Consider the following 21,944-nt stretch of genomic DNA (forward strand, 5'->3'; position numbering starts at 1 on the left):
CCGGTCGTATCGATGAATCACAGTGCGTACAAACAGTATCGGCCTTCGGTGGCGGATTCGTCTCCTCGGCGGGACGGGAACCGGACATTGCCCGTCTCGCGTTCTGGTTGTATCGGGTACGTACGCGCTGCCTCGACGCGATCATGGAGCGAAGTAGTTGTGTTTCTGTTCGTCGCGTGCGTTGACTCGATGAACCGTGCTGTCGAGCGAGGGTTGGGTCGCCGTGTTGGTTGGTCGTGAAGTCGAGCGTGACCTGGTTGCGGCGTTCGTCCTCGGACAGGCCGTTGACCAGCCGGTTTTGGTTATCCGGGGTGAGCCGGGTGTCGGCAAGACGGCCGTGCTGGACGTGGCCGCCGATATCGCCGGGTCGCATGGTCTGCGGATCTTGCGGGCGGCGGCGCTCGAGTACGAGGCCGAGCTGAAGTTCGGTGCGCTCAATCAACTGCTGCATCCGCTGCTGAGCGAAATCGATGAGCTCGGTGCCGCGCATCGCGACGCGTTGCGGGTGATCATGGGGTTGACCCCGGGCGCGATGCCGTCGCAGCTGATCGCGGGCGCGGCGACGCTGGCGCTGCTGCGGGCGGCGGCGGAACGGGGCGCCGCGCTGCTGATGATCGTCGACGACGTGCAGTGGCTGGATCTGTCCAGCACGATGGCGCTGAGTTACGCGGCCCGGCGCTGGATCGGCAGCGACATCCGGATGCTCGTCGCGGTGCGCGCGGACGCCGATGACGGCTTCACCCGCAGTGGTTTCCGGGTCCACGACCTGGCACCGCTGGACGACAGCGATTCCGACGCGCTGCTGCGCGCGGTGTATCCCGCGCTGACGGCACGGGTGCGCCGCCGTCTGCGCGCCGACGCGCACGGCAATCCGCTGGCGCTGCTCGAATTGCCCGCCGCGTTCGAGAACGGCATGTCCCCGGCCAACCTGCCCGCGGTCTTGCCGCTCACCGACCGGTTGCAGCGCATGTTCGCCGATCGGCTCGCCGGGCTGCCCGCGGGAACGCGGCGGATGCTGCTGTTCGTCATTCTCGCCGGTGCCGAGAACAGCGTGACCCTGGACGACTGTTCGCCCACACCGGCGGGCCTGGCCGATCTACCGCCCGCCGAACGCGCGGGGATCCTCCGCGCGAACCCGCACACCGGCCGGTGGGAGTTCCGTCATCCGCTGATTCGCGCGGCGGTGATCGAGCAGTCGACGAGTGCGGAACGCCACGAGGTCCATCGCATCCTCGCCGAGGCCTTCGCCGAGGACCCGCGGCGCCGGGCCTGGCATCTGGGGCAGGCGGCGATCGGTCCCGACGACGAGATCGCCACGTCACTGGAAGCGTTGTCGCAGCAGCTGATCCGTCACGGCGACAGCAGACGTGCGACGGCCGCGATGCTGCGGGCCGCCGAGTTGAGCACCTCGGACGCCGATCGCGCCCGGCGCACCGCTCGCGCGGCCTATCTGGGCGCGTCGATCACCGGTGACCTTGCGGACACCACGCGGCTGTTGCTGGACGCGAACCGCGTAGAGGTCCGTGACACACCGTCATTGGAGACGGCGGTCGCCGCGGCCGCCCAGCTGCTCAATGACGAAGGTGACGCCGCCACCGCAAACCGGTTGCTGCTCGCGACTATTTGCGTGCACGAGCACGATATCGGTGGCGGCGCGGACGTCATGGTCGAGGCCCTGCACACGCTGCTGTACGTCGGTTTCTACAGCGGACAGCCGGAACTCTGGGACGACATCGGGGAAGTGCTCGAGCGCGCCCAGCCGCAACCGATGGACACGTTGTCGTTGCTGCACAACGTCTTTGCCAATCCTGTCGAAGCCAAGCCGCCCATGCTGCGCCAGCTCGTCGACGCACTCGACGGACTGCGCTTCTCCGCCGACCCCTTGCGCATCGTCCGCGTCGCGACAGCGGCGGCCTATGTCGATCGCGTCGGCCTCGCCCGGGAATCCTTGTGGCGGGTGATCATCGACGGTCGCGGCGGTGGGGCGGTCGCGAAAGCCATCGAGGCTTTGTTCCTGATCGCGCAGGCCGATTTCTTCGAAGGTGACTGGGCGGAGTTGATCGAGGTCGCCGACGAGGGGCTCCAGTTGTGCGCCGAGTTCGGCTACACCTTGGTTGCCGGGCCGGGCCGATTCCTGCGCGCACTCGTCGACGCGGCTCGTGGCGATACCGAGGCCGCCGACCTGGCTGCCGAGGAACTGCTGCTGTGGGCCGCACCGCGTCACCTCGCCACCTACGCCGGGTACTCCTCGCACATCCGATGCCTCGTCGCGCTCGGCCGGTCGAGTTTCGACGAGGCGTATCGGCATGCCGCGTCGGTCAACCCACCAGGTGCTTTCCTGCGCTACACACCACACGCGCTCTGGCTGGTACTCGATCTCACCGAAGCCGCCGCGCGCAGTGGCCGGGTAGTCGAGGCGCGCGCCCACGCCGAGGCCGCCGTCGCGGCCGGTCTGCCCGAGCTTTCGAGCAGACTCCGGATGCTCACCAAAGCCGCTCTCGCCGTTACCGATCCACTCGAGTGGCGCAGCCTGTTCGAGGATGCGCTGGCCACGCCGGACAGTGGTCGATGGGTATTCGACTGTGCCCGAATCGAACTGCTGTACGGCGAACGCCTGCGTCGCGAAGGCGAACCAGCGGCGGCCCGAGCGCATCTGACGATCGCGGCGCAGGCCTTCGAACTGCTGCAAGCGATTCCGTGGTTGGAACGGACTCGATCGGAACTGCCCGCAGCAGGCGAACCCGCACCCGTCGAGGCTCGCGGCTCGGCGTTGACACCGCAGGAGCAGGCGGTCGCCGAGCTGGCGGCTTCGGGACTGACGAACAAGGAGATCGCCGAGCGACTGTTCCTGTCGGCACGGACGGTCTCCACGCACCTGCACCGCGTCTTCCCGAAACTCGGCATCGCCACCCGCAGCGCACTGCGCGACGCGATGAGTCGGCAACCCGGCTGATATACGTCATCTGACGGATTCACCGCTCCTACCCGCGAGCCTAGATTCGGTGGTGCGAACAGCAATTCGGCGCAGAGGAGACTCGTTATGAGTGCGAAGAACAAGACCGTCGTCCTGGTTCACGGAGGTTTCGTGGACGGGTCGGGATGGCGGGCGGTCTATGACGACCTCACCCAGGACGGGTACAGCGTGCGCGTCGTGCAGAACCCGACCAAGTCACTCGCCGACGACGCCGCGACCACGCGACAGATCCTCGACGACATCGACGGCGAGGTCGTCCTCGTCGGACATTCCTACGGCGGCGCGGTCATCACCGAGGCGGGCACCCACGACAAGGTCGTCGCGCTCGTCTACATCACCGCGTTCGCACCCGATAAGGGCGAGTCGGTGAACACGCTACTCGGCACCTTCCCGCAGGACGGGCCGCAGCCCCCGATCCTGCCGCCGGAGCAGGGCTACCTGTTCCTCGATCGGGCGAAGTTCCACGAGTCGTTCGCCGGCGACCTCACCCCGCAGGAGGGGGCGTTCCTGGCCGATTCCCAGGTTCCGTGGGGTCTGGAAGCGCTCGGCGGGGCGATCAGCGAGGCCGCCTGGCGGCTGAAGCCGAGCTGGTACCTGCGCGTCACCGAGGACAAGATGATCCCGCCCGCGGCGCAGGCCTCGATGGCCGAGCGGATCGGCGCGACCGTGGTCGAGACCCCGGGCAGCCACGCCATCTACGTCTCCCGTCCGGACGTGGTCGCGAACATCATCCGGACCGCAGCGGCCTAAGTGAGCGTCCGGGAACTTCGGTCATGCTCGGGTGAGTCGGCGTGACATGGTCATGATGGTGGCGATGTAGACCATGGCTTCGTGGTGCTCGGGTCGGGTTTCGTAGTCACGGACGCAGCGGCGGTGTTTGCTGATCCAGGCCAGTGTTCGTTCCACGACCCAGCGGCGCGGCAGTATGACGAAGCCGGGATCGGTGCGTTTGACGATCGTCACGGCCAGGTCCAGGACCTGGTGCGCCCAGGCCACCAACCTGCCCCTGTAGCCGGAATCCGCCCAGGTCAGTGCGATGGTGGAGAACCGCTCCCGTAGCTCGGCCAGTAGCGGGACCGCGCCGTCGCGGTCCTGGGTGCTGGCGGCGGTGACCACGACCCCCAGTAGCAGGCCCATGGTGTCGGTGGCGATATGACGTTTGCGTCCGCCGACCTTTTTGCCGTTGTCCCATCCGCGTGAACCGGTGGGCACGGTGTCGGCCCCGCGCACCGACTGGGAGTCGATGATCGCCGCCGTCGGGATGGGCCGCCGGCCCGCGCGGACTCGGATCCGGTCACGCAACACATCGGTAATTCGTTGCCACACGCCGGCTTTGGTCCAGCGACAGAAGATGTCGTAGACCGTCGTCGGGGGCGGGAAGTCGGTGGGCAACGCTCGCCAGGCGATGCCGCCACGCACCAGGTAGAAGATCGCGTCGAGCACCAGGCGGCGGGGATGTTTCTCACCGCGCCCACCCTTACCCGCGGTGTTGCCCGGCGCGGGTAACAGCGGTTCGAGCAGCACCCACTGCTCGTCGCTGCACGAAGATGGATACGCCGGACACGGCGTCGGCGACTTGCCGTGGGCCGGGCATGACGAACACAGCCAACTCGGCAATACTGGCACACGAACTCCTGGTGGAACTTGGTCTCGACAACCGTTGATCTACCAGGAGTTCTTCATGTTCGGGCTACGCCACGCCGACCCGAATATCATTCACCCGCAACCACATTCATCGATCCAGCATCCCGGCCCCCGGCGTGGGCGCATCCAAGGGCAACCCACCACCAGCCGCCGCTGGCGAGAGTTCCCGGACGCTCACTAAGCCTTTGTGATCACGACGCCATCGGCGCCAAGGAATCGGCTTCCGTCGCCAGTTTCTCGGCGCCGAAGGCGGCGACCTGCCGCATCGGATCGCGATAACAGGTCCACTCGGCGATCTTGCCGTCGCGGAAGCGGAAGATGTTCAGATAGTCGTTGCGGTACGGCCTGCCGGTTTCGGCAACGATCATGTGGCCCTTGGCTTCCACCAGGAAGGCGTCGGGGTTCAGCATCGGTTCGACGTTGACGATCGCGATCGTGCTCGGCTCGTATCGGTCCAGCGCGGACCACGCCTGGCGGACCTCGTCCGCGCCGTCGATGTAGTCCGGAAAGCCCGGAAGTTGATAGGGAATCGACATCTGCGTGTCCTCGGTACACAGCGCGAGAAGTCCATCGAGGTCCTTCGTCGAGATGCGGAAGAAGAACTGCTCGATAATGCGGATCTTCTGTGTGCGTACCGTATCCAGCATGACGATTCCGTCCTTACCGAGATGGCAACGAGTTGATTCATAGCCTAGCGGCATGACCAAATAGTAATGCTATGCAATGGATCACTTCGGGTGAAACTCGGTGATGCCGATCACTTCGCCGGGTCATTGGCCTAGTGCTGTAAAACTGGCTTTTGTCTGTTTCGCAAGACAGAAATGGTCGATTGGTCGGTTTACGATCTGATAAATGTGCGTTGTCGCGCAACATGTTTCCTCGATACTGTGGTGATGGAACAGCCGGGCGATTCGTTCTTCGAACGATGATTCGGAGCCCGCTCCCGCGGGGCGGATCGCCGATGTGAAAGGGCCGTCTCGTGTCCTCATCGTTGGCGCGGGAATCGCAGGATTAGCTGCCGCACAAGCACTTCGGAAGTGCGGGCATCCCGTGACCGTGCTGGAGGCGCGGGCCAGGATCGGCGGCCGGATCTGGACCGACAGCGACGGTGTCGACCTCGGCGCGCACTGGATTCACGGGACCGAGGGCAATCCGCTCACCGAATTGGTCGAACAACTCGCCGCGCGACCGACAGCTACCCCACCGTGGTGATCAGCATGTGGAAGTCACACGGCAAGCCGATCCTGGTGCTGCTGCTCGGCGCATCACTTGGCCGCGCCATGGAAACGTGGTCCGACGCGGAAGTCGAGGACTACGCAACCACCGTTGTGCGGGACATCTTCGGCGCGGAAAGCCCTGCGCCCAAGCAGGTTTCCAGGACCGCATGGTCATCGGATCCGTTCGCGCACGGCTCCTACGCCTGTATCGGCGTCGACGCGTCCCCGCGCGATCTCGACACCCTCGCCGAACCCGTCGGCGACCGCATGTTCTTCGCGGGCGAGGCGACGAACAGCTACCACTGGGCTGCGTGCACAGCGGCTACGAATCGGGTCTGCGCGAGGCGGCCCGGATCGCCGACGACCCGTCGATCTATAGCCCGCCGAGCACGGAAACTTCACGCCGACAACGCCGCGACATCGACCGGATGAAACGCTTCGCGCGAATGCGGATGAGCCACGTGAGCTTCGAGTGCCTGCGGGACCGGGTGGCTTGCCTCGCCGCGGGCGTCGATCCCTTCGGCGTGCGCCTGTTCGCGCCCCTCGTCGACGCCGACCTCGAGACCCTGGCCTCGATGTTCGATGAACTCACCTACGGCCCTGGCGATCCCGTCTGCCGCGAGGACGACACCGCGCACGGCGTCTACGTGGTCGCCGAGGGTGACGTTGAGGTGGATTTCGGCGGCGTCTACGACCGCGCCGTGCTGACCCGAGGCGCGGTACTCGGCAGTCACGACCTGTTCTTCGACGCCAGAACCAGCACCGTGACCGCCGTGACCGCGGTCCGCCTCTACTACCTGGACCACTATCGGTACAAGACGTTCCTCTACGCCTTCCCCGACGTCATGATGATGATGCTCGCCGACTTGGTCAGTCGCTGGGAGCAATTGGAGGACGTCCTCGGCGCGGCGGCGCTGACCGGTGCTCAACGAATCCTGCGGGCCCGCAGTGGCGGTGACATCGCTTCCTGACGCGATTCAACTGGGGAGCAACGGCATTGTCTCGACGCGCCCGCGCCGATACTCTGCGGCTATGAGCGAATCTCGGTATCGCCGCGGTCTCGCGCAGCCGCTGCTCCTTTCCGCTGTGGTCGGCGCGCTGCTGCTCTCGACGGCAGCATGCGGCGGCGCGGGCGAAAGCCGTTCCGGGGCAGAGACTTCGACGGCCACCAGCGTCGAGGTGAACCAGACCGGCGGCTTCGCCGGGGTCAACCAGCTGTACGTCGTCGACGAAACGGTCGATAACCAGCGGCGCGGCAACCTGTTCGAGATGGTCGACAGCCCCGAGTTCCGGACGCTCACCGACGCCTACACCGGCCCGAGCGACTGCCGCGACTCGTACTTCTACGCCGTGACCGTCAACTACCGCGACGGCAGCAGCAAGCGCGTCACCACCGACGAATGCAACGAATCGCCGAAATTGCTGACCGACATCATCGCCCTGACGAAGGAAATCGGGCACCGGCACGACGGCAAGTAACCACCGGTGCCAGTGTCCAGGGTCACCATACATAGACGGTTCTGCATGGTTGAATGTTCGAACCGTATCCAGCGGGTCCGGATGGATTGCTGAGTACGGCCGAGTGCCGGGCGTTTCCCCCGATTGCGGAGGTCGTCTTGAGGTTCGAGGTTCTCTTGCACGGCCCCATCGAGGCTGTATTCGACCTGATCACACAGGCCCGATTCTGGCCCCAGTGGCATCCCTACACCCGTTCGGTCGGCGGCGTGACCGAGCGACCCTTCCGGTTGGGCGATGCGATCTACGAGCACGGCGTCACAGACGGGATCGACTTCCACCTGTACTGGGAGGTGCGCGAGTACGAGCGTCCCCGACGGGTGATGCTGTACGACCGCGGGCACGACGCCACCCTGCGCTACACCTTCGAGGAACGCGGCGCGGAGACGCTCTTCAGCCGCGAGCAATGGATCAACCCCGATCGTGCCCACGGCGTCACCGACAGTCCGGTGTCGTTCACCGATCGCGTGTCCGAGGCGTCGGAAGCCGCCGTCGTCTGGCTGGCCGATCACATCAACGGCCTGCTGGAAGCCGAACGCACCAGCATTCCGCCACGGAAAGCGGAAGTCGTCACGGGGGAGTGACGATCGCGCGAGCCGAGGTCGCGACGAGTTGTTCGACGTGGTGCGGGATTTCGGTGTTCGCGTCGAGATACCGCCGGACGATGGCGTAGGGCAGGTCGATCACGGCGATCACTACCTTGTCGCTGGCGTGTTCGGCTGGTTCGAGCCGTCGGGCGACGTTGCCGATCGCCGCTCGGAGTGCGGAGCCGAGTTCGGCGTTCCGCGCGGTTTGGTCGGCGGTCCATCGGTCCGGCAGATAGGCGGCCGGGCCCGCGAGTAGGACGTGCGCCTCGTCGGGGTGGGCACGCGACCAGGTGAGCACGTAGCGAGCCGCATCGACGCAGGCCTCGACGGCATCGTCGGCGGCCAGCAGTGGCAGCAACCCGGCGTGGAACCGTTCGAGCGTGCGGACCCAGAGAGCACCGTTCAGCGCCGCGCCGGTGGGGAAGCGGTGATACACCGATCCGCTCGGTGCGCCCGAAACGCGGACTACCGCTTTCACGGACAGGCCGCCCACCCCGGCTGACGCGACGATCCGGGCCGCCGTATCCAGCAGCAGATCCGTGTCGTACATCGCAGGTCTGGGCATGACAGCAATCCTACAGCTAGTATTAGAGACAGATCTCCAATACTAGCTGGGAGGAATCGTGAACACAGCAACGGAAACCGCCGAACAGCTCTACGCCGCATTGGCCAAGGTCGATATCGAAGGGCTCAAAACGCTGCTGACCGACGACTTCGTCGGCGAGATCAGCGCGGGCATGCCGCACGGAGTCGCCGGACTGCACCACGGTCCGGACGACATGGTTCATCGAATGTGGGACGTGCTCGGCAAGGTCTGCGACATCCACGTCGACCCCACCGAGTACCTCTCCGTCGCCCCCGACCGCGTCGTCGTGCTCGGCCGCTATTGGGGCCCGGCCCGCAACGGCGACACCGAGGTCGACGCGCCCTTCGCGCACGTCATCACCACTCGTGGCGACCAGATTTCGCGCCTCGCGCAAATCACCGACACCGCCCGCTGGGGCTTCACCCCTGCCCCGTGTTGAGGCTCTCGAAAGCCGCGCACATCGATAAGCCCTGGCGGATTCACGCAATCGCGAGTGACTTCCGAGTGGAGGACGTGTGGGCGCTGCCGACCCCCGGCGGCCCTGACGATTTCCCTCGGTTGGTTCGTCAGTTCGCTGACAGCAACCCGGTAGATACCTCGCGAGTTGTCCGCGCGCTCTTCGCAATTCGCTGGACGCTCGGCGAAGCGTTCGGCTGGGACCGACCAGACTCCGGCGTCGGCACCCGGGTGCGCACCCTGCGCGACCGGCTGCCCGCGGATCTCCTTGCCGCTCCGCCGGGCCCGGACCTGCGCATGATTCCGTTCAAGTCGGTGTACCTCATCGACGACGAGTGGGTGTCGGAGTACGCGAACCGGACCGTGCACGCCTTGCTACACATCGGCTGGGTGCCCGACGAAGTGTCCGGTGGATATCGCGGCCAGCTGGCGATACTGGTGAAACCCAATGGCGTGTTCGGCGCCGCCTACCTGGCCGCGATCGCGCCGGTGCGGCGACTGATCGTCTACCCGTCGATGATCCGAATGCTCGGGCGTGAGTGGCGATCCGACGATCGATGAGGGGACAGCCGATCGGAATCGTGCGGCACCGACGCGAATGCTGTTGGTGGGGTTGGTAACTCAGGTCAAGTGGACGAAATCGCCACGCACCCAGCCGATATAGCGCTCGGCGGAACGGCGGATGGCATCGCGGGCGTCACCGTCGATGACCTTGCCGAAGTTGTCGTAGAGGCGATCGAATTCGAACTCTTCCGCCGTTTTCGTGACCCGCTCGACCACCCCGGGCGACAGCGGGATGCGGTTGGGGTAGCTACGCATGAACGCGACTGTCTTGCGGTCCGGATTGGCCTGAATGGTGTCCGCACTGAACAACACACCCTTGCCCGCGGCCCCGGCCGCCCAGTGCAGCACCGCGCTGCCCGGAAAGTGTCCGCCCAACTGGCGCACCGTGATACCCGGCAACAGATCGAGCTGACCGGACCACGGACGAATCACCGGATCCGGCCGGGCAACCCATGCCAGGTCGGCCTCGGCGACAAGCACCGGCACACCGCCGAGCGCCCGACTCCACTCCACCTGCACGCCATAGTGGTGCGGGTGACTCGGCACGATGGCGACCACCTCCCCGAGCTCCCGAACCCGCTGCGCCGCATCCTCATCGACGTATCCGGTCACGTCCCACAGCACGTTCCCCGCGGGCGTCCGCACCAGATGCGACTCCTGCCCGATCCCGAACTCCGGCTCGACCGTCAAGCCGAACAGATCCGGCTCCAACTCCCGCACCGCCACCTTGTGCCCCGCCGCGGCGAGCTTCTCCAGCGTCGTCCACTGCTGGCCTGCGGAAGGCACCCACTGCCGCTCATCCGAGCACGTCCGGCAGCTCTCCGCCACCTCGTCATGCTCGACCGCGCAAGTCTGACAGATCTTCCACATACCAACCTCGTCCCGCTCGGTACACCCACCCCGTTTCTACACGCAGCCCGAACCCGCCGCAGTCGAACCCAGCCGTCGATCAGGGCGGGCGGAGCGGATTCTTACGCGGCTTTGCGGTCGGCTTGGCATTGCTCTGACGGGAGCCGCCCAACCTGAACGAGACGCTCGGTGGTTGCCGGGTGATCGTGACGGAAGGAAGTGCTTGCTATGTCTCAGCCTCTCTACCTGACCGGGCGCGATGGGTCGTTGCCGAATGGTGCGGGCCCGCAGGTCATATCCAGCCGCGCGGACCAGCTCGCCTTGCCCGCCGACGTGGTGCGGTACTGGAACGGTCGCCATGTCGTGATCACCGGCGGCAGTAGCGGAATCGGGCTGGTGGTGACCGAGTTGGCGCTGGCCGCGGGTGCTCGGGTGAGTGTCCTCGCGCTCGAAGACACTGCACTGGAATGTCTTTCGGCCTTCGCGGAGTCCGAGCCGCGCTTGGCGGTGTTCGCCGCCGATGTGACGGACAAGTCGGTGGTCGAGGCCGCCGTGGCGAAAGCCCGTGCCCGCCACGGTGAGATCGGTGCGGTGATCGCGTGCGCGGGTATCGCCAAACCCGACTACTTCGCGCACCTGTACGACGCCGACTTCGTCCGGCACATGGCGGTGAATTACTTTGGGGCGCTGCACATCATCCAGTCGGCGCTACCGGATCTGTGCGCCGGTGAACGCGGCAGCGTCACGGTCATCTCGTCGCTGGCGGCCGTGCTGCCCTGCTTCGGCTACAGCGCGTACAGCCCCAGCAAGTCCGCTGTGCGGACGCTCTGCGAGGTGCTGCGTCAAGAGCTCAAACCCCATGGCGTCACGGTCACCGTGGTCATGCCGCCCGATGTCGACACCCCGCAGTTGGCAGCCGAGGCCGCGACCAAACCACCGGAGCTGCGGGCACTGAGCTCGTCGGCACCGATCACCGCGAGCGCTGTCGCGGAATCCCTGCTCGTCGGCACCGCCCGCGGCCGCGCCTCGGTCGTACCGACCCTGTCCGGTCGCCTGATGAGCTGGCTCGCCGCCGTCGCACCCGGGCTGATGGCGTGGATCATGGACCGGACCATCGCCCGCGTCCAACGCCCGCACTGATCCCGCGCCGAACGGCTGTGGCCGGCCGGTGCACACACCATCGGTCGGCCATTGCCCGAAAACAGGTCGCTGCGGCGTCCGCGCGCTGCTAACTTGCCGCCGTGGAACTCTTCGCACGCTCTTGGACAGCATTGCGCACGGCCGTCGCAGACCTGCCGGACCAGGACTTCGAGCGGCCGTCCGGCTGCACCGGCTGGCTGGTGCGGGACCTGGTGTGTCACTTGATCATCGACGCGCAGGACGTCCTGATCACCCTCGTGACCCCCACCGAGAAGGAACCGAACCGCGACGCGGTGACCTACTGGAAGGTCGTCGAGCCACCGACGGGCGACGACCCACTCGACGCGCTCATCGTCCGCCTGGCCGCCGCGTACGAGCAGCCGGAACTGCTGAAGTTTCACCTCGACGACGTCGGCGCCGCCGCGGGTCGCGCCGCCGAACTCGCGAATCCGGATCTCCGAGTAAGCACCCAGGACTACGTACTCACCGTCGGCGACTACCTGGGCGCTTACGTCATGGAATGGACGCTGCACCACCTCGACCTGATCGTCGACCTACCGAACGCACCCGAGCCGCCCGCCGAAACCCTGGCCCGCGCCCGCGAGATGCTCGAAAGGATCACCGGGGCACCGTTCCCCGAGTCCTGGTCCGACAAGAACGTGCTGCTCATCGGCACCGGCCGCCGGATCCCGACCGAAGCCGAACAAGCCGAATTGGGCGAACTGACAAAGAAACTCCCATTCGTCCTCGGCTGAACGGGGTCGATTGAAAGGGCTTCTTAAAGAGCATTAGTAAGGCACCGCTGAGAGTTCATGTTTCGGGAAATTGATTTAACGTAGTCCCGGATCGACCAGACGAAGAGGCCGCGGTGCAGGCGGCGCTACTTCGACATGAATTCCATATATCGAAGCGCGGCACGCTACTTCGCCCGGCGACGGGCCCCGAGCGCAGTCCACTCGCCTCGAGGCGGACGGCTCGGTGAGGCGCGTGTCCGCGCGGCGATCGGCCACCGAGGCGAGCTCGGTAGTGAGGTGCAGATGTCCGTCATGCGTTCGTCCAAGCGGTATGTGGTCACCACGATGGTGACCGTCGGTGTTGCCGTCGGTTCGACTGCTGTCACTGCCCCCGCCATCGCACACGCGGACCCGAGCGGCTGCGCGGCGACCTTCAACCTGTTCATCCCCGGCACCTGGGAGACCGACGAGAACGCCGATCCCGCGCGCCCCGTCGGCATGCTCGCGCCGATCGCGGAGGCCATCCAACGCCAGCAGGGTCCGCGCTCCGAAATCTTCTTCACCCCCTACATGGCCCGCGCCTTCGACAACGGCTACACCTACGCCGACAGCAAGAACACCGCACTGAACAACGCGACCGCCGCGCTGCGTGACTACAGCTCCCGTTGCCCCACTGCGAGATTCACCATCAACGGCTACAGCCAGGGCGCCGACGCCGCAGGCGACCTTGCGGCCGAGATCGGCAACGATCGCGGCCCGGTCCCCGCCGACCGGGTGCTGGCCGTCGGCCTGCTCTCCGACCCGGGCGCGGGCACCAAGGGCGAAGGAGCCGTCGGCCCCGGCACCGCGGGCACCGGCATCGCCGATCCCCGCCCGCTGGGCATGGGCAAGCTCTCGGGCCGGGTCACCTCGATCTGCGACCCCAAGGATCTCTACTGCTCGATCCAAAAGGGCGTCAACCCACTGCTCGGCGCGTTGGGTTCGATCCTGAGCAAGGCCCTCAGCGGCGGCACCGCACCGGCCGACACCAGCTTCCCGCTGGCCGGGGCCCTGACCTCGGACTTCTCGAAGTCCGACCTCCCCGGCCTGGCCGCCTCCGTCGCCGGTCTGAGTGCCGGGCTCGCTTCCCCCGCGGGCATCGACCTGGCGCGGGTCCGCACCAGCGCGAACAAGCTGCTGGACACCATCAACCCACTCGCCGACCTGATCGACTCCGGCGCGGCCAACCCGGCCGCCACCGCCCGATTGGTCGCCGCCCCGGAAGGTTCCGCCGAGCGCAACGCAGGCGAAGTGCTCACCGCGGCAGGGGATTCCGACCTAGCGGGTGCCGCGTCGGCGGCCTCCATGATCGCCGACACCGCGACCAAACTGCTGGACCGGGGCGTCGGCACCCTGGCCGCGAACTCACCCAAGGCGCGCTCGCTGCGCGCCGAGGCACACACCGTTCGCAACCGGGTTGCACCGCTGGCCTCCACTCCGTCCAACACCCTCGGATCGTCGACGAGAATCCTGTCGCTGCTCAAGCCGACCGTGATGGTCGACCAGGCACTCGACGTCGCCGCCGACGTCACCACGTTCGACCTCCCCGGCATCCTCGACAACCTCAACTTGCTGCCGCAGAAGATCGTCGCGATGGACGCCGGTGGCGCCAACGAGGTCGCCGGTGCGCTGAACAACCAGCTGCAACCCCTGGTCGAACTCGTCGGATCCGTTGACCTCAAATGGATTTCGCAGGTGCTGTCGATCATCCCGGACTCGCAGGGCTACACCGAGGTCGCGGCACGGGTGACCTCGATCCTGTCCAGCGTCGATATCCCGCGGCTGGCGACCATCGTCGCCCGGATCCAAGACGTCGCCTGGTCGGTGGTGCAGAAGCTGGTCCCGCCACCCGGACAGGCACCCGATCTGATCGGCGCGGGCGCCGCGTTGTCCGGCCTGCTGCCGATCGGCGCCGACCTGGCCTCGGCAGCGGTCGACATGTTCTCCGGCAAGGCACTGCAGACCCCGCCGGTGGTGCTCGGCAAACCGGCCCCCACCCCCGCGCGCACCATCGCCCAGCCGGCCCTCGACCTCGACGACCTGACCGCCCCGCTCGGCCGAATGGCCCCCTTTCACGACATCAACCTGGTCAACCTCGTCGTCGACGGTCTCAGCGCCGCGAACTTCGTCGCCTCCGGCGTGCACGCGAACTACGGAGCCCTGATCGTCGACGGCTCCGGCCGAAACGCCGTCCAGTGGCTCGGCGACTGGATGAACCAGCGCATCGGATACGTCAAATGACGGCGGCGGCAGTGCCATGATGAGGTGACATGGTCGGTCGCCTGAAGGAGAAGACGTTGTCGGAGCGGTCAGCGGAAGATCCGTTCGACGGTCGGCAACCGACCAGTCACGAGCGGATGACCGGCCTCCCCTGGGACGCGTCGTATCAGGATGGCCCTGCGCCGTGGGACGTAGGTGGCCCGCAGCCCGCGATAGCGCGGGTGGCCGCTGAAGGCGGATTCGCCGGAGCGGTGCTCGATGTCGGCTGCGGCTCGGGCGACAACGCGCTTTACATTGCCTCACTTGGCTTTTCGGTCCTAGGTGTCGACGTAGCGGACACCGCCCTCGCGATCGCCCGACAGCGGGCCGACGAACGGGGGATCGAGGTCGAATTCGCCACGGCCGACGCGTTCCACCTGGACCGCTTGGGCCGCAAGTTCGACACCGTGCTGGACTGCGGAATGTTCCACACCTGCGACGCCGCCGAGCGACCGGGCTACGCCGCAAGCCTCGCGTCAGCAATCGAACCCGGTGGAACCCTATATGTGTTGTGCTTCAGCGACATCGGCCCCGACCCCGGCCCACACCCCGTCACCCAGGACGAACTCAGCGGAGCCTTCGATCGCGCCGATGATTGGGATATCGTTGCCGTCCAACCAGATCGAGTCCTGACGAGATACCACGGCGACAACGGCGCCCCAGCCTGGTTGGCGACCATCAAGCGAATCTAGCCCACCGCGTCAGCGGGTTAATACTGCAACGGCACCTATGTGAGTGAGTGCTGGTAGATCTGGTGTGTGGTGTTGGATCGTGTTGTGGCCGAGTTGGATTCGTTGATGTCACGGATTGCGGGCAGGTTCGCCCGGTCCGAGCCGCGGGAGCGGGCGCGGGAGTATGTGTCGGGGCTGTTGGCGGGTTTGGAACGCAAGAACGGGTGGACGCTCGCTGAACGTGCTGGTGAGGGCAGTCCGGACGGGATGCAGCGGCTGCTGCGCAAGGCTGATTGGGACGTCGATGCGGTGCGTGATGATGTGCGTGACTATGTGGTCGAACATCTGGGTGATCCCGAGGCTGTGCTGGTCGGTGACGAGACCGGATTCCTGAAGAAGGGCGTGAAATCTGCTGGGGTGCAACGCCAGTACTCCGGCACTGCCGGTCGCACGGAGAATTGCCAGATCGGGGTGTTCCTGGCCTACGCCTCGCGCCACGGGCATGCCTTGATCGATCGTGAACTCTATGTTCCCGAGTCGTGGACCTCGGATCGAGACCGCTGCCGCGACGCCGGGATCCCCGACGAGGTCGAGTTCGCGACCAAAGCGCGGCAGATGATCGCCATGCTGCAACGGGCGCTGGCCGCGGCAGTGCCGTTCGCGTGGTTCACCGCCGACGAGGTCTACGGACAGGCGCCCTACCTGCGGGACTGGCTCGAGGACCAGGACGTGTCCTATGTGCTGGCCACCCGCTGTGACCACCAGCTGAGCACCCGCGCCGAGCGCACCGCACGCGCCGACGAACTGATCGCCGACCTCGCCGCAAGCAAGTGGCAGCGGCTCTCGGTCGGAGCCGGCGCGCACGGACCCCGCGAATACGACTGGGCACGCCGCCCGATCGAGGGGACCTGGGCCCGCGGGCGCGGGCACTGGCTGCTGGCACGACGCGCGTTGAGTCCCAACAGCAACGGCGTCTACGAGATCGCCTACTACATCTGCTACGGCCCGCACCGATCCCGCCTGGTCGACCTGGCCTGGGTCGCCGGGTCACGCTGGCATGTGGAGGAGGCGTTTCAGCAAGCCAAGGGCGAAGCCGGGCTCGATCACTACCAGGTCCGCAGCTGGCGGGCCTGGTACGCCCACATCACCCTCTCGATGCTCGCACTCGCCTGGCTGGCAGCGTCGAAAACCCTTGCCGCAAAAGGGGAACCAGCGAACTCGAGCAAGACATGATCGCGCTCACGCTACCGGAAATCCGCCGCCTGCTCATCGCGTTCGTGCTCACCCCACACCATGTCGCCGATCACATCTGGGCCTGGTCGAGCTGGCGGCGACGCCGCCAGCACCAAGCCCGGTTATCGCACTACCGGCGGCGCGGCCACCCACTCACCTGAGTGCCGTTGCAGTATTAAGCGGGGAGGTTGTCGGCGCGTCCGTTGCGGAGGGCGTAGTCGACGGCGGGGTCGGCGCGGAGTTTCCAGCCGGGGCCGGTGAAGTAGCTTGCGGCGGTCTTATCGCCGTCGACGAGGTAGCGCAGCCAGGCGAGGGTGATGGTCGCCGTCGGGTTGTGGGTTGCGTCGTCGAAGGGGGTCCAGTGGGTTACGCCCTTGAGGCACACCAGGATTGCGGGGGCGTTGAAAGCGAGGTCGTATTCGACGAGTCGCGGGAGGAACTGCGGCACGATGAAGTCGGCCGAGCCGGTGAGGAACAGGGTGGGGACGTTGACGAGGAAGGCCGCCGCGACCGGTCCGGGCTGGGTGGGGACCGCGCCGATGATGCGGAAGTCCGGATCGATCAGCTGGTAGATGTTCGGCGGGATACCGGCACCATTGATCGCGGCACCCCCGCCACCCGAGTGGCCGCCGATCACGGTGCGGCTGAGATCGAGCTTGCCGTGCAACACATTTCGAGGATCGCGATTAGCCGAAGACAGGGCCGCCGCAGCCGCGAGGGGGAGTTCGTCCAGCGAGTTCACCAGGTCGTGCGGCATCGCGACGACGAAACCGTTGCTCGCCCACAGCCGGGCGCTGGCATCGTAATTGCCCGGTTCGGAACTGAAGCCAGGAATCCAGACCACCGTAGGCACCCGGGTCATCGTGGCGATGTCCTTCGGGTAGTAGAAATCGACGCCGACCGGCGAGTCCAGACCGCCGGGAAACTCGCGCGTGCAGGTCATGGCCGAATGGTTGCCGAGCACGTGGCCAACCGCGTCGTACACGGCGTAGAGGGCCTGGCACGGATACACCGCCGCTGTACTGACCGCCTCGTGTTCCCCGGCGGGCGCGTATCGGCTCAGCGGTATAGCCCCGGGGTCGTACGAGTCGGCAGAGGCGGGGGCGGCGAACGCCATACCGGCGAGCAACGAACCCGCAGCTAGCACTGCCGCGGCACCACGCCGAAATCCGAACCGGGACATACGCCACCCTTCGCAACCAAGAGCCGCAGACCGCACAGCGGCCGATCTCATCCGCTGGCCACCTGTCGGTGATCGACGATCGATCAGCATGCATCAAACAAAACCGGGTCAACCGTCCAGTTTCATTAGTGCGTCGAATCGGTAAATGCGACAAGAATTCGACCGCGGTGCCGCTCCCGGCCTTACAGTGGATCGACGGTCCAGCACGAGATGTCGGAGGCGGTCAGGCCTCGCCGGTGGATTCTCGTCGGGAATCTATGGAGGTCTGCAATGGGCGTCGCGGTCAGGGCTGAGGGCGTAACCAAATCATTTGGCTCGCAACGAATTTGGCAGGACGTCTCGCTGACGCTGCCATACGGTGAGGTAAGCGCGCTACTCGGCCCGTCGGGTACGGGCAAATCGGTCTTTTTGAAGTCGCTGATCGGGCTACTACGCCCGGAACGCGGCTCGATCTATATTGGTGACACCGATATCACCACCTGCTCCAATAAGGAGCTCTACGAGATCCGCAAGCTCTTCGGCGTGCTGTTCCAGGACGGCGCGCTGTTCGGCTCGATGACCCTCTACGACAACGTCGCTTTCCCGCTTCGGGAGCACACGAAGAAGTCGGAGTCGCAGATCAAGAACATCGTCATGGAGAAGCTGGAGCTCACCGGTCTACTCGGGGACGAGAAGAAGCTGCCCGGTGAGATCTCCGGCGGCATGCGCAAGCGTGCGGGCCTGGCCCGCGCCCTCGTGCTCGACCCGCAGATCATCCTCGTCGACGAGCCGGACTCCGGGCTGGATCCAGTCCGCACCTCCTATTTGAGCCAGCTGCTGATCGACATCAATGCCCAGATCGATGCCACGATCCTGATCGTCACGCACAACATCAACCTGGCGCGCACCGTGCCGGACAACATCGGCATGCTGTTCCGTCGTCAGCTGGTCATGTTCGGCCCGCGTGAGGTGCTGCTCACGTCCGATGAACCGGTCGTCAAGCAGTTCCTCAACGGACGCATGCAGGGCCCGATCGGTATGTCCGAGGAGAAGGACGAAGCCCAAATGGCCCGGGAGCAAGCGATGTTCGACGCGGGCCACCACCACGGTGGCGCCGAAGAGGTCGAGGGCATCATCCCGCAAATGCAGGCGCAGCCGGGCATGCCGGTCCGCCAGGCGGTGCTGCGCCGCAAGGACCGCGTCCGCGAGATCATGCACACCCTGCCGCACGCGGCCCAGGCCGAGATTCGTGAATCACTCGACCGGAAAGACAACTGACCAGGGGTAATCGGAGGAGCGGCCGTGGCGACAGTGCGGGAAGCGTCATATGAGGTGTTGCGCGCACGGGGAATGACGACATTCTTCGGCAACCCGGGCTCCAACGAATTGCCCTTCCTGCAAGACTTTCCGGAAGACTTCCGCTACATCCTCGCGCTGCACGAGGGCGCCGGACTGGCCATGGCCGACGGATACGCGCAGGCCACCGGCGGCCCGGTCCTGGTGAGCCTGCATTCGGCCGCAGGCTTCGGGCAGGCCATGGGCAACCTGGTCAACTCCTACCTGGCGGGCACACCCTTGGTCATCATGAGCGGCCAGCAGTGCCGCGCATTGCTCACCTCGCAGGGCATGCTCGCCAACCCTGATTCGACGACATTGCCTAGTACTGCAACGGCACTCAGGTGAGTGGGTGGCCGCGCCGCCGGTAGTGCGATAACCGGGCTTGGTGCTGGCGGCGTCGCCGCCAGCTCGACCAGGCCCAGATGTGATCGGCGACATGGTGTGGGGTGAGCACGAACGCGATGAGCAGGCGGCGGATTTCCGGTAGCGTGAGCGCGATCATGTCTTGCTCGAGTTCGCTGGTTCCCCTTTTGCGGCAAGGGTTTTCGACGCTGCCAGCCAGGCGAGTGCGAGCATCGAGAGGGTGATGTGGGCGTACCAGGCCCGCCAGCTGCGGACCTGGTAGTGATCGAGCCCGGCTTCGCCCTTGGCTTGCTGAAACGCCTCCTCCACATGCCAGCGTGACCCGGCGACCCAGGCCAGGTCGACCAGGCGGGATCGGTGCGGGCCGTAGCAGATGTAGTAGGCGATCTCGTAGACGCCGTTGCTGTTGGGACTCAACGCGCGTCGTGCCAGCAGCCAGTGCCCGCGCCCGCGGGCCCAGGTCCCCTCGATCGGGCGGCGTGCCCAGTCGTATTCGCGGGGTCCGTGCGCGCCGGCTCCGACCGAGAGCCGCTGCCACTTGCTTGCGGCGAGGTCGGCGATCAGTTCGTCGGCGCGTGCGGTGCGCTCGGCGCGGGTGCTCAGCTGGTGGTCACAGCGGGTGGCCAGCACATAGGACACGTCCTGGTCCTCGAGCCAGTCCCGCAGGTAGGGCGCCTGTCCGTAGACCTCGTCGGCGGTGAACCACGCGAACGGCACTGCCGCGGCCAGCGCCCGTTGCAGCATGGCGATCATCTGCCGCGCTTTGGTCGCGAACTCGACCTCGTCGGGGATCCCGGCGTCGCGGCAGCGGTCTCGATCCGAGGTCCACGACTCGGGAACATAGAGTTCACGATCGATCAAGGCATGCCCGTGGCGCGAGGCGTAGGCCAGGAACACCCCGATCTGGCAATTCTCCGTGCGACCGGCAGTGCCGGAGTACTGGCGTTGCACCCCAGCAGATTTCACGCCCTTCTTCAGGAATCCGGTCTCGTCACCGACCAGCACAGCCTCGGGATCACCCAGATGTTCGACCACATAGTCACGCACATCATCACGCACCGCATCGACGTCCCAATCAGCCTTGCGCAGCAGCCGCTGCATCCCGTCCGGACTGCCCTCACCAGCACGTTCAGCGAGCGTCCACCCGTTCTTGCGTTCCAAACCCGCCAACAGCCCCGACACATACTCCCGCGCCCGCTCCCGCGGCTCGGACCGGGCGAACCTGCCCGCAATCCGTGACATCAACGAATCCAACTCGGCCACAACACGATCCAACACCACACACCAGATCTACCAGCACTCACTCACATAGGTGCCGTTGCAGTACTAAGTGGTCTTGCCCGTTAGTTTCTCGGGGGTTCACGCGGCGGCTGGTTATGCGGCAGGCTGGTGCTCGCAGCCGGTGGGTTGTTGGGAGTGCTCGTTCTGTTTATGCCGCTCGATCCGGGCCAGGAGGTCCTTGAGGTCGGTGTGGGTGAACTCCCATTTGAAGGGCGGGGCGGTCTCGTTGTAGCGACGCTCGAAGGCGGTGAGCCGGTCTTCGACTTGGTCAAGGCTGGTGAAGTCGTTGGGAGACAAGGCTTTGCGCTGCAGGATGGAGAAATAGATCTCCACCTGGTTCAACCAGGAGGCGTGCACCGGGGTGTGGACCATGACCGCGTTGGGGAACCTGGCGCTGAGCCGGTCACATGCGGCTTTCCCGCGGTGGCTCGACCCGTTGTCGACCACCCAGAACACCCGTTTCGCCGAGGCGTAGGGCTCGCTGGTCATGACGTCGCGCACCAGGGTCATGAACGGGGCGATTCCGGTCTTGGCTGCGCAATGCCCGAGGACGCGGGCGCGCCCGATGTCGTAGGCGGCCAGGTAGGACAGTGCTCCGCCGCGGTCGTATTCGTGGTTGATGCGCATCATTCGCGACTTGCCGGGCGGGAGTGTGGGGTGGCAGCGGCAGCGGGCCTGGATGGAGGTCTTCTCGTCGGAGGAGATCACGTATTCGTTCTCGGCGAGGGGTTGCCCGTCCCAGATCCGGTGGTAGAGGTCGAGCACTCGGGCAGTTTTGGCGGTGAAATCGGGGTCGCGGATGAATATCCACGACTGGAACTGCCACGGTTTGAGTGCTGCACCGGCCAGGATTCGCCGGATCGTCGAGGCTGAAATAGATTCGGCGATACCGGATCTGACAGACTCGACGGCCAGATCGCTGCTGCTCCACCGCGACAACGGCACCCCGGTCTCGGCTGGTAGTCCGCAGGCGAGGGCTTTGACCTGGGCTCGCTGCAGCGGTGTGAACCGCGGCGGGCGACCCGACCGAGGCCGGTCGCCCAGCCCGGCCAGGCCGTGGTCGGCGTATCGGCCGCGCCAGAGCCGCACGGTGTCGACGACCACGCCGCGGCGGGCTGCGATCATATTGTTGGAGTGCCCGCGCGCGGCGTCCAAGACGATCCGGGCCCGGATGACGTGCTGGTAGGCGAGGGTGCGGGAATAGGCGATCTTTTGCAGCCGGCGCCGCCCGGACGCGGTCAACATGATCTGGCGGGCACGGCAAACAGGCACGTGGGCAACAACTTTCATCACGATCAATTTCGAACCGACCGCGCGAGGATGCCCTGGTTC

General features: G+C 66.1%; 23 protein-coding genes and 2 pseudogenes. 17 read left to right on the forward strand and 8 right to left on the reverse strand.

Features of this window, described 5'->3' with window-relative positions; genetic code table 11:
* Positions 1-223: 223 nt before the first annotated feature.
* Both ACQPW1_RS19765 and ACQPW1_RS19770 read left to right on the forward strand, forming a co-directional pair.
* Positions 224-2,953 (forward strand): LuxR C-terminal-related transcriptional regulator, encoded by a 2,730-nt coding sequence (locus ACQPW1_RS19765; protein WP_433664164.1) that lies wholly within the window; start codon positions 224-226, stop codon positions 2,951-2,953.
* A gap of 87 nt (positions 2,954-3,040) precedes the next feature.
* Positions 3,041-3,724 carry an alpha/beta fold hydrolase gene (locus ACQPW1_RS19770; RefSeq protein WP_433664165.1) on the forward strand — a complete coding sequence of 228 codons (684 nt, stop codon included), beginning with the start codon at positions 3,041-3,043 and terminating at the stop codon, positions 3,722-3,724.
* Between the two features lie 21 nt (positions 3,725-3,745).
* Here ACQPW1_RS19770 and ACQPW1_RS19775 read toward each other — a convergent pair whose 3' ends face one another.
* Together ACQPW1_RS19775 and ACQPW1_RS19780 are read right to left on the reverse strand one after the other, a co-directional pair.
* On the reverse strand, positions 3,746-4,579 hold the full coding sequence (locus tag ACQPW1_RS19775) for an IS5 family transposase (RefSeq protein WP_433665286.1): 834 nt from the start codon (positions 4,577-4,579) through the stop codon (positions 3,746-3,748).
* A 230-nt stretch (positions 4,580-4,809) separates the two neighbouring features.
* Positions 4,810-5,319 carry a nuclear transport factor 2 family protein gene (locus ACQPW1_RS19780; RefSeq protein WP_433664166.1) on the reverse strand — a complete coding sequence of 170 codons (510 nt, stop codon included), beginning with the start codon at positions 5,317-5,319 and terminating at the stop codon, positions 4,810-4,812.
* 253 nt (positions 5,320-5,572) lie between these two features.
* Between ACQPW1_RS19780 and ACQPW1_RS19785 the strand changes: the two genes are divergently transcribed.
* The 5 genes from ACQPW1_RS19785 (at position 5,573) to ACQPW1_RS19805 (ending at position 7,934) form a co-directional block, all read left to right on the forward strand.
* A complete protein-coding gene (locus tag ACQPW1_RS19785; protein WP_433665287.1) occupies positions 5,573-5,830 on the forward strand; it encodes an FAD-dependent oxidoreductase in 258 nt (85 codons plus the stop codon).
* The gene (locus ACQPW1_RS19790) at positions 5,827-6,267 is read left to right on the forward strand and encodes an FAD-dependent oxidoreductase (RefSeq protein WP_433664167.1); all 441 of its coding nucleotides are present in this window, start codon (positions 5,827-5,829) and stop codon (positions 6,265-6,267) included. Before ACQPW1_RS19785 ends, ACQPW1_RS19790 begins: the two co-directional genes overlap by 4 nt.
* 29 nt (positions 6,268-6,296) lie before the next feature.
* On the forward strand, positions 6,297-6,806 hold the full coding sequence (locus ACQPW1_RS19795) for a Crp/Fnr family transcriptional regulator (protein WP_433664168.1): 510 nt from the start codon (positions 6,297-6,299) through the stop codon (positions 6,804-6,806).
* A 61-nt stretch (positions 6,807-6,867) separates the two neighbouring features.
* On the forward strand, positions 6,868-7,314 hold the full coding sequence (locus ACQPW1_RS19800) for a hypothetical protein (RefSeq protein ID WP_433664169.1): 447 nt from the start codon (positions 6,868-6,870) through the stop codon (positions 7,312-7,314).
* 137 nt (positions 7,315-7,451) lie between these two features.
* Positions 7,452-7,934, forward strand: a complete 483-nt coding sequence (locus ACQPW1_RS19805) for an SRPBCC family protein (protein ID WP_433664170.1) — start codon at positions 7,452-7,454, stop codon at positions 7,932-7,934.
* Here the strand turns inward: ACQPW1_RS19805 and ACQPW1_RS19810 are convergent.
* Positions 7,921-8,502 (reverse strand): TetR/AcrR family transcriptional regulator, encoded by a 582-nt coding sequence (locus ACQPW1_RS19810; protein ID WP_433664171.1) that lies wholly within the window; start codon positions 8,500-8,502, stop codon positions 7,921-7,923. The two genes, ACQPW1_RS19805 and ACQPW1_RS19810, sit on opposite strands and share 14 nt — an antisense overlap.
* 58 nt (positions 8,503-8,560) lie before the next feature.
* On the opposite strand from ACQPW1_RS19810, the gene ACQPW1_RS19815 reads away from it, so the two are divergent.
* Both ACQPW1_RS19815 and ACQPW1_RS19820 read left to right on the forward strand, forming a co-directional pair.
* Positions 8,561-8,962 carry a nuclear transport factor 2 family protein gene (locus ACQPW1_RS19815; protein WP_433664172.1) on the forward strand — a complete coding sequence of 134 codons (402 nt, stop codon included), beginning with the start codon at positions 8,561-8,563 and terminating at the stop codon, positions 8,960-8,962.
* On the forward strand, positions 8,956-9,540 hold the full coding sequence (locus tag ACQPW1_RS19820; protein WP_433664173.1) for a DUF2867 domain-containing protein: 585 nt from the start codon (positions 8,956-8,958) through the stop codon (positions 9,538-9,540). Before ACQPW1_RS19815 ends, ACQPW1_RS19820 begins: the two co-directional genes overlap by 7 nt.
* Positions 9,541-9,600: 60 nt before the next feature.
* Here the strand turns inward: ACQPW1_RS19820 and ACQPW1_RS19825 are convergent, their stop codons facing one another.
* Positions 9,601-10,413 (reverse strand): MBL fold metallo-hydrolase, encoded by an 813-nt coding sequence (locus ACQPW1_RS19825; RefSeq protein WP_433664174.1) that lies wholly within the window; start codon positions 10,411-10,413, stop codon positions 9,601-9,603.
* A 207-nt stretch (positions 10,414-10,620) separates the two neighbouring features.
* Here ACQPW1_RS19825 and ACQPW1_RS19830 point away from each other — a divergent pair, with 207 nt between their 5' ends.
* The 6 genes and pseudogenes from ACQPW1_RS19830 (at position 10,621) to ACQPW1_RS19855 (ending at position 16,629) form a co-directional block, all read left to right on the forward strand.
* A complete protein-coding gene (locus ACQPW1_RS19830; protein ID WP_433664175.1) occupies positions 10,621-11,532 on the forward strand; it encodes an SDR family NAD(P)-dependent oxidoreductase in 912 nt (303 codons plus the stop codon).
* 101 nt (positions 11,533-11,633) lie between these two features.
* Positions 11,634-12,287, forward strand: coding sequence for a maleylpyruvate isomerase N-terminal domain-containing protein (locus ACQPW1_RS19835; RefSeq protein WP_433664176.1), 654 nt, complete (start codon positions 11,634-11,636; stop codon positions 12,285-12,287).
* Between the two features lie 291 nt (positions 12,288-12,578).
* Positions 12,579-14,546, forward strand: a complete 1,968-nt coding sequence (locus ACQPW1_RS19840) for a cutinase family protein (RefSeq protein ID WP_433665288.1) — start codon at positions 12,579-12,581, stop codon at positions 14,544-14,546.
* 116 nt (positions 14,547-14,662) lie between these two features.
* Positions 14,663-15,256 (forward strand): class I SAM-dependent methyltransferase, encoded by a 594-nt coding sequence (locus tag ACQPW1_RS19845; protein ID WP_433665289.1) that lies wholly within the window; start codon positions 14,663-14,665, stop codon positions 15,254-15,256.
* Positions 15,257-15,322: 66 nt separating this feature from the next.
* Positions 15,323-16,444: pseudogene (locus ACQPW1_RS19850) on the forward strand (IS701 family transposase); the annotation flags it as partial.
* A gap of 20 nt (positions 16,445-16,464) precedes the next feature.
* Positions 16,465-16,629: a hypothetical protein gene (locus ACQPW1_RS19855; protein ID WP_433653860.1), complete on the forward strand. Its 165-nt coding sequence runs from the start codon at positions 16,465-16,467 to the stop codon at positions 16,627-16,629.
* A gap of 14 nt (positions 16,630-16,643) precedes the next feature.
* Here ACQPW1_RS19855 and ACQPW1_RS19860 read toward each other — a convergent pair whose 3' ends face one another.
* Complete coding sequence (locus tag ACQPW1_RS19860; RefSeq protein ID WP_433664177.1) at positions 16,644-17,651, reverse strand: alpha/beta hydrolase; 1,008 nt, start codon at positions 17,649-17,651, stop codon at positions 16,644-16,646.
* 270 nt (positions 17,652-17,921) lie between these two features.
* On the opposite strand from ACQPW1_RS19860, the gene ACQPW1_RS19865 reads away from it, so the two are divergent.
* Together ACQPW1_RS19865 and ACQPW1_RS19870 are read left to right on the forward strand one after the other, a co-directional pair.
* Positions 17,922-18,908 (forward strand): ABC transporter ATP-binding protein, encoded by a 987-nt coding sequence (locus ACQPW1_RS19865; RefSeq protein ID WP_433664178.1) that lies wholly within the window; start codon positions 17,922-17,924, stop codon positions 18,906-18,908.
* Between the two features lie 24 nt (positions 18,909-18,932).
* On the forward strand, positions 18,933-19,313 hold the full coding sequence (locus tag ACQPW1_RS19870; RefSeq protein WP_433664179.1) for a thiamine pyrophosphate-binding protein: 381 nt from the start codon (positions 18,933-18,935) through the stop codon (positions 19,311-19,313).
* Here ACQPW1_RS19870 and ACQPW1_RS19875 read toward each other — a convergent pair.
* The 3 genes and pseudogenes from ACQPW1_RS19875 to ACQPW1_RS19885 all read right to left on the reverse strand — a co-directional run bounded on the left by ACQPW1_RS19875 (position 19,306) and on the right by ACQPW1_RS19885 (position 21,902).
* Positions 19,306-19,470 (reverse strand): hypothetical protein, encoded by a 165-nt coding sequence (locus ACQPW1_RS19875; protein ID WP_433653860.1) that lies wholly within the window; start codon positions 19,468-19,470, stop codon positions 19,306-19,308. The genes ACQPW1_RS19870 and ACQPW1_RS19875 overlap by 8 nt on opposite strands.
* A gap of 20 nt (positions 19,471-19,490) precedes the next feature.
* Positions 19,491-20,612 (reverse strand): annotated as a pseudogene (locus ACQPW1_RS19880) (IS701 family transposase); the annotation flags it as partial.
* Positions 20,613-20,705: 93 nt separating this feature from the next.
* Positions 20,706-21,902, reverse strand: coding sequence for an IS630 family transposase (locus tag ACQPW1_RS19885; RefSeq protein ID WP_433664180.1), 1,197 nt, complete (start codon positions 21,900-21,902; stop codon positions 20,706-20,708).
* Positions 21,903-21,944 lie beyond the last annotated feature (42 nt).

It is taken from the genome of Nocardia sp. CA-128927 (genome assembly GCF_050955855.1).
Taxonomy (GTDB): Bacteria; Actinomycetota; Actinomycetes; order Mycobacteriales; family Mycobacteriaceae; genus Nocardia.